This window comes from Pseudomonas sp. GM49 (assembly GCF_000282355.1).
Taxonomy (GTDB): Bacteria; Pseudomonadota; Gammaproteobacteria; order Pseudomonadales; family Pseudomonadaceae; genus Aquipseudomonas.
The window spans coordinates 41970-59904 of the sequence record NZ_AKJL01000192.1; the positions used below are offsets into that span (position 1 = coordinate 41970).

At 60.7% G+C, this 17935-nt stretch carries 13 protein-coding genes; 8 read left to right on the forward strand and 5 right to left on the reverse strand.

Going from position 1 to position 17935, the window contains the following annotated elements; genetic code table 11:
• Positions 1–655: 655 nt before the first annotated feature.
• The 3 genes from PMI29_RS11840 to PMI29_RS11830 all read right to left on the reverse strand — a co-directional run bounded on the left by PMI29_RS11840 (position 656) and on the right by PMI29_RS11830 (position 3239).
• Positions 656–1555, reverse strand: coding sequence for a hydroxymethylglutaryl-CoA lyase (locus tag PMI29_RS11840; protein ID WP_007999535.1), 900 nt, complete (start codon positions 1553–1555; stop codon positions 656–658).
• A 147-nt stretch (positions 1556–1702) separates the two neighbouring features.
• A complete protein-coding gene (locus PMI29_RS11835; protein WP_007980992.1) occupies positions 1703–2104 on the reverse strand; it encodes a MerR family transcriptional regulator in 402 nt (133 codons plus the stop codon).
• A 205-nt stretch (positions 2105–2309) separates the two neighbouring features.
• Positions 2310–3239, reverse strand: coding sequence for a LysR family transcriptional regulator (locus PMI29_RS11830; RefSeq protein ID WP_007970503.1), 930 nt, complete (start codon positions 3237–3239; stop codon positions 2310–2312).
• Positions 3240–3404: 165 nt separating this feature from the next.
• Here PMI29_RS11830 and PMI29_RS11825 point away from each other — a divergent pair, with 165 nt between their 5' ends.
• The gene (locus PMI29_RS11825) at positions 3405–4634 is read left to right on the forward strand and encodes an acyl-CoA dehydrogenase (protein WP_007999538.1); all 1230 of its coding nucleotides are present in this window, start codon (positions 3405–3407) and stop codon (positions 4632–4634) included.
• Between the two features lie 196 nt (positions 4635–4830).
• Here PMI29_RS11825 and PMI29_RS11820 read toward each other — a convergent pair whose 3' ends face one another.
• Positions 4831–6171, reverse strand: coding sequence for a phosphate ABC transporter substrate-binding/OmpA family protein (locus PMI29_RS11820; RefSeq protein ID WP_007999539.1), 1341 nt, complete (start codon positions 6169–6171; stop codon positions 4831–4833).
• 189 nt (positions 6172–6360) lie between these two features.
• A complete protein-coding gene (gene xthA / locus PMI29_RS11815; protein WP_007999540.1) occupies positions 6361–7173 on the reverse strand; it encodes an exodeoxyribonuclease III in 813 nt (270 codons plus the stop codon).
• Between the two features lie 310 nt (positions 7174–7483).
• On the opposite strand from xthA, the gene PMI29_RS11810 reads away from it, so the two are divergent.
• The 7 genes from PMI29_RS11810 to PMI29_RS11780 all read left to right on the forward strand — a co-directional run.
• Positions 7484–8134 (forward strand): GNAT family N-acetyltransferase, encoded by a 651-nt coding sequence (locus tag PMI29_RS11810; protein ID WP_007999542.1) that lies wholly within the window; start codon positions 7484–7486, stop codon positions 8132–8134.
• Positions 8135–8199: 65 nt separating this feature from the next.
• Positions 8200–9927: an autotransporter assembly complex protein TamA gene (locus PMI29_RS11805; RefSeq protein ID WP_033052487.1), complete on the forward strand. Its 1728-nt coding sequence runs from the start codon at positions 8200–8202 to the stop codon at positions 9925–9927.
• A complete protein-coding gene (locus PMI29_RS11800) occupies positions 9924–13595 on the forward strand; it encodes a translocation/assembly module TamB domain-containing protein (protein WP_007999546.1) in 3672 nt (1223 codons plus the stop codon). The genes PMI29_RS11805 and PMI29_RS11800 overlap by 4 nt, the downstream gene beginning before the upstream one ends.
• Before the next feature lie 239 nt (positions 13596–13834).
• Entirely contained in the window at positions 13835–14308 is a 474-nt protein-coding gene (locus PMI29_RS11795) for a MarR family winged helix-turn-helix transcriptional regulator (RefSeq protein ID WP_007999548.1), read from the forward strand.
• The gene (locus tag PMI29_RS11790; protein ID WP_007999550.1) at positions 14305–15774 is read left to right on the forward strand and encodes an efflux transporter outer membrane subunit; all 1470 of its coding nucleotides are present in this window, start codon (positions 14305–14307) and stop codon (positions 15772–15774) included. Before PMI29_RS11795 ends, PMI29_RS11790 begins: the two co-directional genes overlap by 4 nt.
• 15 nt (positions 15775–15789) lie before the next feature.
• Positions 15790–16992, forward strand: coding sequence for an HlyD family secretion protein (locus tag PMI29_RS11785; protein WP_007999552.1), 1203 nt, complete (start codon positions 15790–15792; stop codon positions 16990–16992).
• Positions 16993–17067: 75 nt separating this feature from the next.
• The coding region (locus PMI29_RS11780) for a DHA2 family efflux MFS transporter permease subunit (RefSeq protein ID WP_007999554.1) at positions 17068–17935 on the forward strand (868 nt) is incomplete at its 3' end.

The following is a 17935-nucleotide window of genomic DNA, read 5'->3' on the forward strand; positions in this document are numbered from 1 at the left end:
ACGTCAACGATAACGCGTGCAGTCTGGAAATACGCGGTGCCCTTGTGTTCTTCGCGAGCGAGCTCGCTCCTACAAAGGGCTGCGGAAATCTCAAATCCCAGACAGCACAAAGGGGAGCCGAAGCTCCCCTTTAATTTTCGTTGCGCGTGCTCTTTTTTTATTATTGAGGGTCGGTCTGTTGTTGTTTTTGGCAACCGTTGCCCTTTACCGCTGTTTTTGGCGATCCCCATCCGGGATCAAGAGCAAACGTATTTTTTTGAGCGCTGATCTACTTTCTCGCTGAGCGATCCAACCGATTCGGGAGCTACCTGAAGGTAGTTTTATTATTCTCTGTCCGGTTGCGGGTAACTCCGAAAAGCACCCTGAAAAGCACATCTTCTCCAAAAAAATCTGTTAGCTGCGTCTCTGCCGTGTTGTTTTTGTTATGTCAGAGTCGTTACGTCTTGTTTTTATTAGGTTTGCCGCAATTTTTTTATTCTTGTTGTGCGATAGATATAGCAGGAGCCGTGCCAGTTTTTTAAAAGCCTTTAAAATCAATGCTTTGGAGTTTTGTAGGGTTTTTCGCCTCAGGCAAAACCCTACATTTTGTTTCCGTGTTACTCGCTTGCGCCCACGTTTCAGACACAGCGGTAACACACGGACACACTCAGCGCACTCACTGTGCGCTACGGGCCTTGGCCACGCGGGAACCGGTAGGGCGGCCCAATACGGTGCAAATCTGCTGACCGGCGAGCATCAGGGCGTCGAGATCGATTCCGGTGTCGATGCCCAGGCCGTTTAGCAGGTAAACCACGTCTTCGGTCGCGACGTTACCGCTGGCGCCCTTGGCATAGGGGCAGCCGCCGAGACCTGCGATGGAGCTGTCGAACACCGAGATACCTTCCAGCAGGCTGGCGTAGATGTTGGCCACAGCCTGACCGTAGGTGTCGTGGAAGTGCCCGGCGAGTTTTTCACGGGGTACATCCTTTGATACCACTTCGAACATTTTCCGGGTCGCGCCAGCGGTGCCGGTACCGATGGTGTCCCCCAGCGAGACCTCGTAGCAGCCCATGGCGTAGAGCTCGCGGGCGACCATGGCGACTTGCTCCGGGGCGACGTTACCTTCATAGGGGCACCCCAGCACGCAGGACACATACCCGCGCACGGTCACCCCATGTTGCCTGGCGGCCTCCATGATCGGTACGAAACGCGCCAGGCTTTCGCTGATCGAGCAATTGATGTTGCGCTGGGAAAACGCCTCGGACGCCGCCGCGAACACGGCCACTTCCTTGACCCCGGCGGCGAGGGCATCTTCGAATCCGCGCAGGTTGGGAGCGAGCGCGCCATAGACTACACCCGGTTTGCGCTGTATCTGCGCGAAGACCTCGGCGGAGCCGGCCATCTGCGGCACCCACTTGGGCGACACGAAACTGCCGACCTCTATATAGCCGAGTCCGGCTGCGGTCAGCGCATCGACTAGTTGCACCTTGTCGGTAACACTGATGGGTTGGGCTTCGTTTTGCAGGCCGTCGCGTGGGCCGACTTCGACAATGCGTACGTGGGAGGGGAGGGACATGGGCTTCGACCTGTGCTGATTGTCTGAATGCGCTGAAAACCCTGTGGGAGCGAGCTTGCTCGCGATGAGGGCATCACATTCAACATTTTTGGTGACTGACACTCCGCTATCGCGAGCAAGCTCGCTCCCACAGTGGATAGTGTGGATCTACTGAATTGATTCCTGGCTTTTCAGGGTCTGCTCCAGCGCCTGCACGCAACGCTCTTCGGCAGTATCCAGCTCCAGTTTCATCTGTTCGATGTCCAGCAACTGCTGTTCAAGCTGCTCACGGCGCTCGCTGATTTTCGCCAGCATGCTGTGCAACTGTTTGGTGTTACCGCTGGACGGGTCGTAGAGCTCGATCAGCTCGCGGCATTCAGCCAGCGAGAAACCGATGCGTTTGCCCCGCAGGATCAGCTTCAGGCTGACTTTGTCGCGGGGCGAGTAAATGCGTTCCTGGCCACGGCGTTCGGGGCTGAGCAGGCCTTGCTCTTCATAAAAGCGAATGGCGCGTGTGGTGATGTCGAGCTCGCGGGCGAGATCGGAAATACTGTAGGTCTGGCTGCTCATGGAAGCGCTCGCAAAAGGTCATGGCGCTAAGCTAATGGCAGGTTGACGTTTACGTCAAGCGGTGTGAGTTTTCAGTGTTCTTGCTGGCCCCTTCGCGAGCGAGCCCGCTCCCACATTGGATCTTCAGTGGACACAAAACTGGTGCCCTGCACAGATCCCTGTGGGAGCGAGCTTGCTCGCGATAGGGATACCCCGGTATCGAGCCTTACACCTTCTCGAGCTTTTTCTCCTGCGCCGTCACCTGCTGGCACAGCTCAATCATCTGCTCGCGCATCCAGCGATTCGCCGGGTCCTGGTCAGTGCTTTCGTGCCAGTAAAGGTGGGTTTCCACCGGCGGCACATCGTTGACCGGCAGATAAAAGGCGTGCAGGTCGTTACGGCGGGCGAAACGTTCCGGCACGGTCATGACCATGTCCGTCTGTTGCAACACTTGCGAGGCCATCAGGTAATGTTGGGAGCGCAGGGCGATCTTGCGCTGGATGCCCATCTTGCCCAGCGCCAGGTCGACATAGCCGAGGCCGCTGCGGCGGCTGGAAATATGGATGTGGGTCAGGCTCAGGTAATCATCCAGTGTGAGTTTCTCTTTGCCCGCCAGCGGATGCCCCTTGCGCATGGCGCACACGTAGCGGTCTTCCATCAACTTGACGTGACGCACCTGCGGGTCGGTGTTGAGCGGCGCATCCACCGCAAAGTCCAGGCGGCCGGCTGCCAGTTCCTTGGTGGTCTCGCGGCGTTTGGACAGAAAACTCTCGATGATCACCGTCGGCGCCAGGCGGCGCAGGCGCTGGAACAGCGGCGGCAGGATCACCGCTTCGGTGAGGTCGGTCATGCTGATGCGATAGGTCTTGACCGCTTGCTGCGGGTTAAAAATGCGGCTTTCCTGCACCGACACGCGCAGCAGTGAGAGCGCATTGCGCACCGGGCCGATGATGTTCTGCGCCATGGGCGTCGGCACCATGCCCTGGGCGGTGCGCACGAACAGCGGGTCGTTGAAGGTCTCGCGCAGGCGGGCCAGAGCGTTCGACACCGCCGGTTGGGTGATGCCGACAATCTGCCCGGCGCGGGTCAGGTTGGCTTCGGTGTAGATCGCGTCGAAGACGATGAAAAGGTTGAGATCGACCTTGCTCAGATTCATTACGCGGCTCTCTTATTGTGTGGGCGGGCTGATCCTGATGATCAGCCGATCATATATCGGTGATGAATGTTTATACACGCCGAGAATAGGCTAGGTAAATTTTCATGGCTGTTCTAGCATCGATTGCATGATCTAAACAACCTCCCCCAAGAAGGTATCTCGCTCATGGATTTCGCTTATTCGCCCAAGGTTCAGGAACTGCGTGAGCGCGTAACAGCGTTCATGGATACTTACGTTTATCCCGCCGAAGCCGTGTTCGAGCGTCAGGTCGCCGAGGGCGACCGCTGGCAGCCGACGGCGATCATGGAAGAACTCAAACTCAAGGCCAAGGCTGAAGGTCTGTGGAATTTGTTTCTGCCTGAGTCTGAGCTCGGTGCCGGTCTGACCAACCTCGAATACGCGCCGCTGGCGGAAATCATGGGCCGCTCGCTGTTGGGGCCGGAGCCTTTCAACTGCTCGGCACCGGACACCGGCAACATGGAGGTGCTGGTGCGTTACGCCAACGAAGAGCAGAAACAACGCTGGCTCGAGCCATTGCTGCGTGGCGAGATTCGCTCGGCATTCGCCATGACCGAACCGGATGTCGCGTCCTCCGACGCCACCAACATGGCCGCTCGTGCAGTGCGTGATGGCGATGAGTGGGTGATCAACGGCAAGAAGTGGTGGACCTCGGGCGCTTGCGACCCGCGCTGCAAAATCCTGGTTTTCATGGGGCTGAGCGATCCGGACGGGCCACGTCACGCCCAGCACTCGATGATTCTGGTGCCGGTGGACACCCCCGGAGTAAAAATCCTGCGTCCGCTGCCGGTGTTCGGCTACGACGACGCTCCCCACGGTCACGCCGAAGTGCTGTTCGAAAACGTCCGGGTACCGTACGAAAACGTCCTGCTGGGCGAAGGACGCGGCTTCGAAATCGCTCAAGGTCGCCTCGGCCCTGGCCGGATTCACCACTGCATGCGTTCGATCGGCATGGCCGAGCGTGCACTGGAACTGATGTGCAAGCGCTCGGTGAGCCGTACGGCATTCGGCAAGCCCCTGGCGCGCCTGGGCGGCAACGTCGACAAGATCGCCGATTCGCGGATGGAGATCGACATGGCACGCCTGCTGACACTGAAGGCGGCGTACATGATGGACACCGTTGGCAACAAAGTGGCCCGCAGCGAGATCGCGCAGATCAAGGTCGTCGCACCAAACGTTGCGTTGCGGGTGATTGACCGGGCGATCCAGATCCATGGCGGGGCAGGGGTTTCCAACGATTTCCCGCTGGCCTACATGTACGCGATGCAGCGCACCCTGCGCCTGGCCGACGGTCCGGACGAAGTGCACCGCGCGGCGATCGGTAAATTCGAGATCGGCAAATATGTGCCGAAAGAGATGATGCGTAGCGGGCACTGACACCGCAGAGACTGTGTGAACAGTGAGCTTTCGTGGCGAGGGGGCTTGCCCCCGTTGGACTGCGAAGCGGGCCTAAAACCATCCACCGTGTTTGCTCTGAAGCAACGCGGTGGATGGTTCACGACTGCTGCGCAGCCGAGCGGGGGCAAGCCCCCTCGCCACAGTAAGCTCTCAGCCACATTGTTCGGCGCTCAATTCAATACACCCAAACCTCAACCCGCCGATTCTTGATCCGCCCTTCATCGGCGCTATTGGCCGCCACCGGCATTTCGGCACCGAATCCTCGAATTTCGCGAAACACTACGCCGCTCTTCACCAGCTCCCGCCGCACCGCCATGGCCCGCAGTTTCGACAACAGATCGGCGCGCGCCGGGTCGCTCTTGGCATCGCCAAACCCCACCAGCGTGACCTGTCCTTCGGTTTTACCGTGCTGCTTCATATAGTCGAGCACCCGCCGCAAGTCTTGTCGGGCCTTGTTGTCCAGGCTGGCGCTGCCTTCCTCGAAGCGGAAGTTCACCGACAGCCGTTGAGCATGTCGGCTCAGCGCCTGATAACCCTCGGGCATCAACGCATTGGGGGTAACGGCCATGGCCTGGACGGTTTGGGCAATAAAACCGTTGGCGGCCACAATGGCCTGACCGTTGTTGCTTTGGGCAAAGGCTACCAACGCATCGGCCCAGGGATTTTTTCCGTTGGGTGGCAGGTAGAAGAACAATCGACGGGACAGCGGATAGTCTTCCGTGGCAATCAGGCTGTTGAGCGGCAGCATGGCTTGCGATTGACCGTCGACAATGGCCACGGCCTTGGCCTGGCGCACGTAGGGCAAACCGATAAAACCGACGCCTTGCGGGTCTGCACTGACCGCATCGGACAGTTGTTCACTGGACTCGAAGCGTTTCGCCGTGCTGCCAAGGGTTTTCCCTCGGCCACTGAGGACCAGTTCCTTGAAAGTATCGTAGGTCCCGGACTGATCATCCCGCGCATACAGATGAATCGGCCCGCCGCGGCCACCGACGTCTTCCCAGTTTTTCACCTCGCCACTGAAGATGCGCGCCAGTTGCACGGTGTCGAGTTGGTTCAGCGGATTGTCCGGATGAAGGATGATCGCCAGGCCATCGATGGCAATGACCTGTTCGGCGCCTGGGCTTTTCAGGTCACCGAGGGATTGGAGGCTGGTCAGTTCGCTGTCCTTGATCGGGCGCGACGAGGCGGCAAGATCGGCGCTGGCGGCTTTGAGCGCATTGAAACCGGTGCTGGAACCATGGGCTGTCAGCTCCACCACGACCCGACGGCCCTGAACGGTTTCGCCGACAATGCGCAGTTCGTTGGCAGTGTCCGGTGTTTCGCGGTGAATCTTGCGCAGACCCTGTTCGCTCAGCAGGCCCTCGACCAGCGCCGGCCCCAATGCCGCGCCGATGGTGTTGGAACCCTGAATGCGCAGCACCGGGCCGTGTTCGGGTGTCGGTAATCCACCGGCCGAAGCCACCTGCGGCAAGCCCATGCACAGCATCAACAGGAACAGCACGCGCAGCATCATGCCGGCACCTTACATAGCCAAAGGAGGTGTCGGGAGATTAAGTCAGTAAGGTTTCCGAAAAATGACACTTTTCTAATGTGGGAGCGGGCTTGCTCGCGAATGCGGTGTTTCAGTCAATACATGTGTCGACTGATCCGACGCTTTCGCGAGCAAGCCCGCTCCCACATTGGTGTTGCGTACGTCTCGGGATCAGCTCAACTCAAGCCAGATCGGCGCATGGTCCGAAGGTTTTTCCATGCCGCGCAGTTCGTAGTCCACCCCCGCGGCCTTCACCCGCGGCAGCAAGCCGTGGGAGGCGAGGATCAGGTCGATGCGCAGGCCACGTTTGGGTTCGTCTTCGAAACCACGACTGCGGTAGTCGAACCAGCTGAAGGTGTCGGTCACGTCCGGGTTCAGGTGACGGAAACTGTCCACCAGGCCCCAGTTCTTCAAGCGGGCCATCCACTCGCGCTCTTCCGGCAGGAAGCTGCATTTGCCGGTTTTCAGCCAGCGCTTCATGTTGTCCGGACCTATGCCGATATCGCAGTCTTCCGGGGAAATGTTCACATCGCCCATCACCACCAGTGGCTGGTCGTTCTTGAACTGGCTTTCCAGCAGTTGCTGCAAATCGCTGTAGAAGCGTTCCTTGGCCGGGAATTTGGTCGGGTGGTCGCGGCTTTCGCCCTGGGGGAAATAGCCGTTCATAATGGTCACCGGCACGCCGTTGGCATCGGCGAAGGTGCCCCAGATGAAACGTCGCTGGGCATCTTCTTCGTCTGTGGCGAAACCTTTATGCAAGGCCAGCGGCTCCTGGCGCGAGAGCAGGGCGACGCCGTAGTGACCTTTTTGCCCGTGGAAATACACGTGGTAGCCCAGTGCTCTGACTTCATCGAGAGGAAACTGGTCGTCGTGGACCTTGGTTTCCTGCAAGCCGATCACATCGGGTTGGTGCTTTTCGATCAGCGCCGCCAGCTGATGGGGACGGGCGCGCAGCCCGTTGATGTTGAAGGAGACGATCTTCATGGTCGGCAGTCCTGGCAAAAGGGCGATGCTAGCTGACATGTGGGAATCGGGCCAGTGTGGGGTGAGATGATTCGGTTTTGCCAGTCAGTCTTGTGTGGGCAGTGATGGCATCATCGTCGGAACGCCGCCCGGAGCAAGCTCGCTCCCACAAAAGCAAAGGCAGGCGCATAACCTGGGGGAGCGAGCTTGCTCGCGAAGGCGATTTCATTGCCTACACTGATTGCGAATCTGTAAGGAACTGTGTCAGCGCCGATCAGCTCGCAACAACAAGAGCGCAGCCACCCGAGCTGTGCCGGGGAGATCAACCGTCATGCCCGAAACCTCGACCGCCATCGCCGATATTCACATGCTCGACAGCGGCTACGCCCTTGAGGCGCGCTCACTGCTGTATCAGGCTTATCGACACGAGCCGACCTTCGGCTATTTGTTCGAAGCCGAGCGTCCCGGTTACGAACAACGGGTTCGCGCCACTGTGCGCGAACTGGTGACCCAGCATTTTCTCCAGGACCTGCCTGCCATCGGCCTGCTGGTCAACGACCGCCTGATCGGCATCGCCCTGATCGCGCCGCCGCAACGTCGTCTTGGCATCACCGAAAGTTGGGCCTGGCGCCTGCGCATGGTGCTCAGTACGGGATTTCGCTGCACCCGTCGCTACCTTGAATATCACGCCGCCGTGGAGGCCTGCGTGCCGAACGACTCGGTGCACGTCCTGCCATTGCTGGGGGTTCATCCGCAGTTCCAGGGCAAACATTTCGGCGAGCAACTGTTGCAAGCCGTGCACAACTGGTGCGCCGTGGATGAAAACTCACAGGGTGTGATCCTCGATACCGGGAATCCTCGCTATCTGGAGTTCTATAAGCGTCAGGGCTATGAGGAGATCGGTGAAGTTGCCGTAGGACCGATTCGCGAGCACGTGTTTTTTCACCCCAATCCCCAGGTGTTGCACACGGCAACGGCCTGAATGGCGAACTTTCCTTGCGTGCCAGGCTCTATCACGCTCTCAAGCTCGTGATAGCATCCGCGCCTATGAAGTTTCCAGGAAGAATTACCAGCGGTGCGCTGATGCTGATGACCAGCTGCGCAGCGCTGGCACAAAGTGAATTGGATGTACGGATCAAACCGTCCAATGATGAGCTGAAGGCCAATATAGAAGGCTATATCGGCAGCCTCGGCGATCGTGACGAGCAGGCCTTGCTGCGCTTCAGCCGTGGCGCCGAAGAACAGGCGCGCAAGGCGGCCCAGGCCTTGGGTTATTACCAGCCGCACATCGACAGCGAGGTGAAGGGGGGCAAGGCCCCGCGCCTGGTGCTGACGGTCGACCCCGGTGAGCCGGTGCATTTGCGCAACGTCACGGTGCGTGTCGACGGCCCGGCAGCCGCCCTCAAATCCTTTCGAGTTCCCAAAAGCGACGCGCTCAAGCCCGGCGCGGTGCTCAATCATGGGCATTACGAGGATGCGAAGCGCCTGATCCAGAATCAGGCTTCGCGTTATGGCTTTTTCAGCGGCCACTTCACTCGTTCAAAATTGTCGGTCGACCCGCGTGCCGGCGTCGCCGATATCGAACTGATCTATGAAAGTGGTCCGCGTTACACCTTGGGCAAAGTCAGTTTCGAGGGCGATACGCCGTTCGACGATGAGCTGCTGCAACGCATGGTGCCGTTCAAGGCCGGTGCGCCATATGACTCGGAACTGATCGCCGAACTCAATCAGAACCTGCAATCGAGCGGCTACTTCGAAGGTGTGCGGGTGGACGCGGCGCCGACGGCATCCAGGGACGATGCGATCCCGGTGGACGTCAAACTCGAAACCCGCAAGCCGCGGACCATGGGCCTGGGCCTGGGTTTCTCCACCGACGTCGGCCCACGGGCCAAGGCCAACTGGACCCGGCACTGGGTCAACGCGCAGGGGCACAGTTACGGCTGGGAGACCGAAGTCTCGGCGCCTCGGCAAAACGTCGGGCTGTTCTACGACATTCCGCTGGACCCACCGCTGACCGACAAACTGCGTTTTGCCGGCGGCTATCAGAATGAAGACATCGCCGGCACCGACACCCACAGCAAGTTGCTGACCCTCGGCCCCGAATGGCACAGCAAGTTGCCCAGTGGCTGGCAGCGGGTGGTGTCGCTCAAGTGGCAGCGCGAGGATTATCAGCTCGGCGACGACTCGGGACTCAGTAATCTGCTGATGCCCGGTGTGAACTACTCGTACCTGAAAAGTGACAACCGCATCGACCCGCACAACGGCTATCGGCTGCAATTCGAATCCAAAGTGGCCAAGGAGGGTTTGGGTTCCGACAGCAACCTGGTCTACGGCACGGCATTGGTCAAAGGCCTGACCACGGTGTTCGACAACCACCGCTTCCTCGGGCGCGTGCAGGTCGGCGGCAGTGCCACCAACGGCTTCAAATCGGTGCCGCCATCGTTGCGCTTCTTCGCCGGTGGCGATCAGAGCGTGCGCGGTTACGACTATCAGAGCCTGTCCCCGGAAAATTCCGACGGTGATCGCATCGGTGGTCGCTACATGGTCGCCGCCAGCGCGGAGTACCAGTATTCGATCGCCGAAAAATGGCGGGTCGCTACCTTTGTCGATCAGGGCAACTCTTTCAATACACTCGAACTGCCGAACCTCAAGACCGGGGTCGGTATCGGCGTGCGCTGGGTGTCACCGGTGGGGCCGATCCGCCTCGACCTGGCCCATGCGCTGGACGACGATGGCGGCATTCGACTGCACTTTTCCATGGGGCCCGAGCTGTGAAGCGTGGTTTGAAAGTAACGCTGTTGGCGATTCTGGCGCTGTTGATGCTGGTTGTCCTGACGCTGGTCACAGTGTTGGGCACGGCGACGGGCAGCCGCTGGGCGTTGGGGTTTGTGCCGGGTTTGACCCTGGAAAACTTCCAGGGCCGGCTGGGCGGGCAGTGGAGTGCCGACCGGGTGCTGTGGCAGCAGGACACCAGCCGGGTTGAACTGAACAAGGTGATTTTTGCCTGGTCGCCGATGTGCCTGACCCGCATGACCTTGTGCATCGAGCAATTGCAGGCCGATCAGGTCAGCCTGACGTTCCCGCCGGGTGCCGAAGAACCAGACAGCGGCCCGATCACGCTCCCGGAACTCAAGCTACCGTTGGCCATCGAGCTGGGAGAAATCAAGGTCGGCCGCCTGCTGTTCAACGGCAGCGAAGAACTCAAGGGGCTGCAACTGGCGGCGCACTGGACGGCGGCCGGTTTGAAGATCGACGCGATATCGTTACAGCGCGATGACCTGAGCCTGAACCTGTCCGGCCTGTTGCAACCAAGCGGTAATTGGCCGCTCAATGCCGAAGGTAAGCTGACTCTATTGTCGACGCCTGAACCCTTGGCGCTGGCGATGAAGATCGACGGCGACCTGCTGAAAACCCTGAATCTGAAGGCCGACAGCAGCGGCTACCTCAACGGGCAACTGACCGGCGAACTGCAACCGCTGGTGGAAAACCTGCCGGCCAAGCTGCGGATCACCGCCGACGGCTTCAAACCCGGTGCCGATCTGCCGGACACCCTGCAACTCAATCAACTGGAACTCACCGGTACGGGTGACCTGAAAAACGGCTATGCGCTACAAGGCAAAGCCACGTTGCCCGCAGAACAAGGGCCGGTCGCACTGGCGCTGCAAGGCAAGGTCGACGCCAAGGGCGCGCAGATCGCCGCACTGGACTTGACCGCCAACGACCAGCAAAGCCTCAAGCTCACCGGGCAGGTGGACTGGAGCAAAGGCCTGAGCGCCGAGGCGAAAATCGACTGGCTGGATTTCCCCTGGCACCGCCTCTATCCATTGATCGACGAGCCGGAAGTGGCGTTGCGCCGCTTCAACGGTGAGGTGTCCTATACCGACGGCAAGTACCTCGGTCATTTCGACGCCGCACTGGATGGTCCGGCCGGGGCCTTCACCCTGGCCAGCCCTTTCGCGGGCGATCTGACGAAAATCTACCTGCAACAGATTCAACTCCAGGCCGGGCAAGGCAAGGCCGAAGGGCACCTGAACCTGCAATTCGCCGACGGCATTGCCTGGGACACCGCGCTGGACCTGTCGGCGATCAACCCGGCGTACTGGGTCGCGGAGCTGCCGGGCACGCTGGCCGGGCCGTTGCGCAGCCAGGGCGAGATGAAGAATGAAACGCTCAGCCTCAATGCCGACCTGGACCTCAAAGGCAAGCTGCGCGGTCAACCGGCAGTGATCCAGGCCAAGGCCGATGGGCGTGGTGAGCAATGGAACCTCAACGCCCTGCAAGTTCGCTTGGGCGACAACAGCATCAGCGGCAAAGGTAGCCTGCAACAGAAACTCGTTGGGCAGATCGATCTCAAGCTGCCGAGTCTGGCCCAACTCTGGCCACAACTGCGCGGTCAGCTCAATGGCCGCGTGGATGTCGCCGGCACGCTCAAGGCACCGCAAGGCAAGCTTGACCTGCAAGGCTCGCAACTGGCATTCCAGGACAATCGCCTGCAAAGCCTGAACCTGGACGCCACTCTGGACAGTGCGCAACGGGCGAAAATCGACCTCAAGGGCAGCGGCATCCGGGCGGGCGATACTTCACTGGGCGCGCTGACCGCCAGTGGCCAGGGCGACATAAAAAACCAGAAACTGAGCCTCGACCTGCAAGGACCGAAGCTGAAACTGGCGCTGGGTCTGGACGGTGTGCTGGACCAAGGCAATTGGCGTGGCCGCCTGGCCAGCGGTGATATCCAGGCCGGTGGCCAGGACTGGAAGCTGCAAGGGCCGGCGAAACTCGAACGCCTGGCGGACGGCAAAATCAACTTCGGCGCCCACTGCTGGGCCTCCGGCCAGGCCAGCCTGTGCGGTGAGGACTCGCGCCTGATGCCCGAGCCAAAGCTGCGTTATCACCTCAAGCAATTCCCGATCGACAGCCTCGCCCAGTGGTTGCCGAAGGATTTCGCCTGGCAGGGTCGGCTCAATGCCGACCTGCAACTGGACCTGCCGGCCAATGGCCCGAACGGCCAGATCAGCGTCGATGCCGGCGGCGGCACGTTGCGCATCAAGGAAAAGGACCAGTGGCTGGATTTCCCGTACCAGACCCTGAAACTCACCAGCAAACTCACGCCCAAACGCATCGACACCGAGCTCAACTTCGTCGGTGGCAAACTCGGCGAACTGATGGTCCAGGCGCAGCTCAATCCCTTGCCGAAGAACAAACCGTTGAGCGGCTCGTTCCGTTTGAGCGGGCTGGACCTGTCGGTGGCGCGGCCATTCGTGCCGATGGTCGAGAAGCTGGCCGGGCGCTTGAATGGCAGTGGCACGATTTCCGGCGGGCTATTGGCGCCGCAGGTCAATGGCAGTCTGCAACTGAGTGACGGCATAGTGGCCGGACCGGAGTTGCCAATGGAGCTGCAAAACCTGCACGTACAGGCGCTCATCGCCGGTGAAAGCGTACAACTGAACGGCGGCTGGAATAGCGGCAAGGCCGGGCAGGGCAGCTTGAACGGTAACATCGCCTGGGGCCAGGCGTTGGTGGTGGACCTGGCGCTCAAAGGCTCGCAGTTGCCGGTCACCGTCGAGCCTTACGCCAAGCTTGAAGTGGCACCGGACCTGAAGATCTCGGTGCAGGGCGACGAGTTGGCCATCGCCGGTAAAGTGCTGGTGCCCAAGGGCGAAATCACCATTCGCGAGTTGCCGCCGTCGACGGTCAAGGTCTCCGATGACACGGTGATCGTCGGTCAGCAGACCGAGGAGGGCAAGCCGCCGCTGGCAATGAGGATGGACATCGAAGTGGTGGTCGGCGAGGACAAGCTGAGCTTCGCCGGCTTCGGCCTGACCGCGAATGTGCAGGGGCATGTGCACATCGGCGACAACATGGACACCCGTGGTGAACTATGGCTCAACGACGGGCGTTATCGCGCCTACGGCCAGCGGCTTTCGGTGCGCCGGGCTCGCTTGCTGTTTGCCGGCCCCATCGATCAGCCGTACCTGGACATCGAAGCCATTCGCAAGACCGACGACATCATCGCCGGCATCCGCCTGAGTGGCAGCGCCGAGCAGCCGACCACGCAGATCTTCTCCGAACCGGCCATGAGCCAGGAGCAGGCCCTGTCCTATCTGGTGCTCGGGCGTCCGCTGAGCAGCAATGGCGAAGACAACAACATGCTCGCCCAGGCTGCCCTCGGTCTGGGCTTGATGGGCAGCTCCGGGGTCACCAGCGGTCTGGCCAAGAACCTGGGCATCCAGGACTTCCAGCTCGACACCCAGGGCAGCGGGACTGCCACCAGTGTGGTGGCCAGCGGCAACCTCTCCGAGAAGCTCAGCCTGCGCTATGGCGTTGGCGTGTTCGAACCGGCCAACACCATTGCCTTGCGCTACAAGCTGAGCAAAAAGGTCTACCTCGAAGCCGCTGGCGGCGTGGCCAGTTCGCTGGACATCTTCTATAAGCGGGATTTCTAGGCCCGCATTTCCTACAAAAGACCGAGTCGCCCCATTCGCGAGCAAGCCCGCTCCCACAAGGTCCAGTGCGATCCCTGTGGGAGCGGGCTTGCTCGCGAAGGCGTCCGTGTGGGCAGCACAAAACCCGACACCATTTATCAACTATTTACCAAGCGTGCTAACTATTACGTTGACATTGGCTGCCTAGGCAGTAACATCTCGACATACATTCACTGCCTAGGCAGCTAATTGGTAGTCAGATGAAACATTTCTCTCCAGACGATTTCCACAATTGCCATCTCGGCCTGTTGCTCGGGCGTGCCGCGCTGCTCAAGGACCGGATCATCGACACCCACATGGAACCCCACGGCATCACCGCCGCGCAGTTCAAGGTGTTGATCATCATGGCCCAGTACGGCGTCGACTCGCCGGGCGAACTGTGCCGCCACCTGTCTCTGGACAGCGGTTCGATGACCCGAATGCTCGATCGCCTGGAACAGAAAGGTTTCCTCGCCCGCCAGCGTTCCGAGGCGGATCGCCGCCAGGTGCAGCTGGTACTCACGGAAGAAGGGCAGAAGCTCGCCGGGCTGCTGCCGCACATCGGTGCCGAAGCCATGAATGAACTGGCCGGCGCCATCACTCCAGATGAGCTGAAAACCCTGGAGATGATTCTGAAGAAGATTCTGGTAGCAGCCGGTGACTCGATCACGCTGCTGCGGGTAGGTGACAAATGAGCAGTAAACCCTTGCGTACCGGCCTGAGCCTGGTGCTGTTGGCCATGAGCCTGGCCGGTTGCGCCAGCTACAGCGGCCTGAAAACCGAAGGTGTCAGCCTCGACGCGAAAAACCTCAAGGCCGGGCAATCCCTCGGCGGCGTGACGTTGTCGCCGGCCGCCTGGCCGAAAAGCGACTGGTGGAAAAGCCTTGGCGACCCGCAACTCGACGGTCTGATCCGCGAGGCCCTGCGCGATAGCCCGGACATGCAAATCGCCGACGCCCGTGCCCATCAGGCCAGCGCTGCGGCCTATGCCGCCGACGCCGAGCGGATGCCGACCCTGGATGCCAGTGCCGGTGTCAGCCGCTCGCGCCTGGCCCGGGACCAGGACCCGCGCGGGCAGGGCGATGCTTTCGCCACCATTCGCAACATCAGCACCAGTTTCAATTACAACTTCGACCTGTGGGGCGGTCAGCGCGATGCCTGGGAAGCCGCCCTGGGCCAGGCCCGTGCTGCCGAAGTTGACCAGCAGGCCGCGCAACTGACACTGGCCGCCGACGTCGCCCGGGCCTACAGCGATCTGGGGCAGGCGCATATCGTCTACGACCTGTCCAGCGAAGACCTCAAGCGCACCCGGCAAATGCTCGACCTGAGCCAGCGGCGCCTGACTGCCGGGATCGACAGCCAGTACCAGTTCCAGCAGACCGAAAGCCTGGAAGCCACCTCCCAAGCCAATTTGATCGACGCTGAAAAGCGCCTGAACAGCGCGAAGATCGCCCTTGCGGTGCTGCTCGGCAAAGGCCCGGACCGCGGCAATGAAATTGCCCGCCCGAACATTCTTCAACCGAGCGCGGTAGCGCTACCTTCGGTGTTGCCAGCCGAACTGCTCGGGCGTCGCCCGGACCTGGTGGCCGCGCGCTGGCGGGTCGAGGCGGCGAGCAAAAGTATCGACGCCGGCAAGACCCGGTTCTACCCCAACTTGAACCTCAGCGCCGCTGCCGGTGCCGAATCCTTGTTGGGCGATGCGATGTTTGGTTCGGCCAGCCGCTTCTTCAACATCGCACCGACGATCTCTGTGCCGATTTTCGACGGTGGCCGCCTGCGCGCCGACCTCGATTCGCGTGACGCCGATTACGACCTCGCCGTGGCGCAGTACAACAAAAGCCTGGTGAGGGCGCTGGGGGATGTCAGTGACAGCATCAACCAGTTGCGTGATATCGGCCGGCAGATTGCTGCCCAGCAGCATGCCACCGACATCGCCCAGGATTCCTACAACACCGTGGTCCAGCGTTACGGTTCCGGCATCGGCAACTACCTGGACGTGCTCAGCATCGAGCAGCAATTGCTCCAGGCCCAGCGTCAGCTGGCCAACCTGAATGCCGAGCAGATCGACCTGTCGATCCAACTGATGCAGGCGCTGGGTGGCGGTTTCCAGCCTGAGGCCATTGCCTCGGCCAACGCCACTCCAGCCACGCTGACCCACTAATTCAAGGTACTTGTCATGGCCACTGCCGATACAACTCAACCTCCTGAAAACACTCCAGGCAACCCCAATTCGGGTAAGCGCAAGTTCATGTTGCTGATCCTGGCTGCCGCCGTTGTGCTGAGTGGCGCGGGCGTCTGGGCCTACCACGAGTTTTACGGGCGCTGGAGCGAAAGCACCGACGACGCCTATGTGAACGGCAACGTGGTGGAAATCACGCCGCTGGTCACGGGTACCGTGGTCAGTATCGGCGCCGACGATGGCGATCTGGTGCATGAAGGCCAGGTACTGGTGAACTTCGACCCGAATGACGCCGAAATCGGTCTGCAAAATGCCCAGGCCAATCTGGCGCGTACCGTGCGTCAGGTGCGCGGCTTGTACAGCGATGTGGATGGCATGAAAGCTCAGGTCAACGCCCAGAAAGCCGAAGTGCAAAAAGCCCAGGACAACTTCAGCCGGCGCAAGAATCTCGCCGCCGGCGGGGCGATTTCCCAGGAAGAACTGTCCCACGCCCGCGACGACCTGACCTCGGCGCAAAACGCCTTGGCCAACGCCGAACAAAAGCTCAAAACCACCAGCGCGCTGGTCGATGACACCGTGGTTTCATCGCACCCGGACGTGATGGCCGCCGCTGCGCAACTGCGTCAGGCCTACTTGAACAACTCGCGCAGCGTGCTGATTGCACCGGTTACCGGTTACGTGGCCAAGCGTTCTGTACAGCTTGGTCAGCGTGTGCAGCCGGGTACTGCGCTGATGGCGGTGATTCCGCTGGATCAGCTGTGGATCGATGCCAACTTCAAGGAAACCCAGCTGCGTGACATGCGCATTGGCCAACCGGTCGAGATCGAAACCGATCTCTACGGCAGCGACGTCAAATACAGCGGCACCATCGACAGCCTCGGCGCCGGCACCGGCAGCGCCTTTGCCCTGCTGCCGGCGCAGAACGCCACCGGCAACTGGATCAAGATCGTGCAGCGTGTACCGGTGCGGATCCACGTCAACGCCGAAGAACTGGCCAAACACCCGTTGCGGGTCGGCCTGTCGACCATGGTTGATGTGAATCTGCGCGACCAAAGCGGCCCGGTGCTGGCACAACAGCCGCCGCAAAAGGCCTCGTTCAGCACCAACGTCTACGACCGTCAATTGGCCGAGGCGGACGCGATGATCACTCAGTTGATCCACGACAACAGCGCCGCGGTCAGCAAAACCGCGCAACGCTGATTCGCCACAGCTCGCTCCCACCGGGATAGCTGCGTCTGTGAGGCGCAGCGCCAGACCAGTTTCAAAGGATTCGCGATGAGCAATAACGCGTCTTTCACACCGCCCAGCCTGTTGCTCAGCACCATCGGCCTGTCGCTGGCGACCTTCATGCAAGTGCTCGACACCACCATCGCCAACGTGGCGTTGCCGACGATTTCCGGCAACCTGGGCGTGAGTTCGGAACAGGGCACCTGGGTCATCACTTCGTTTGCGGTGAGCAATGCCATCGCCTTGCCACTGACCGGTTGGCTCAGTCGCCGATTTGGCGAGGTGAAGCTGTTTGTATGGGCGACATTGCTGTTCGTGCTGGCCTCGTTTTTGTGCGGGATTTCCACGTCCATGCCCGAGCTGGTGGGCTTCCGGGTGCTGCAAGGCGTGGTGGCGGGGCCGTTGTACCCGATGACCCAGACCCTGCTGATTGCGGTTTACCCCCCGGCGAAGCGGGGGATGGCACTGGCGTTGCTGGCGATGGTCACGGTGGTCGCGCCGATTGCCGGGCCGATCCTCGGCGGCTGGATCACCGACAGCTACAGCTGGCCGTGGATTTTCTTCATCAACGTGCCGATCGGCTTGTTCGCGGCATGGGTGGTGACCCAGCAGATGAAAAAGCGCCCGGTGGTCACCAGCCGCCAACCGATGGATTACGTCGGGTTGATCGCGCTGATCATCGGCGTCGGGACCCTGCAGATCGTGCTCGACAAGGGCAACGATGCCGACTGGTTCGAATCCAGCTTCATCGTGATCGGTTCGGTGATTTCGGTGGTGGCCCTGGCGTTCTTCGTGATCTGGGAAATGACCGACGAGCACCCGGTGGTCAACCTGCGCCTGTTTGCCCATCGCAACTTTCGCTACGGCACCATCGTGCTGATTCTGGGGTATGCCGGGTTCTTCGGGATCAACCTGA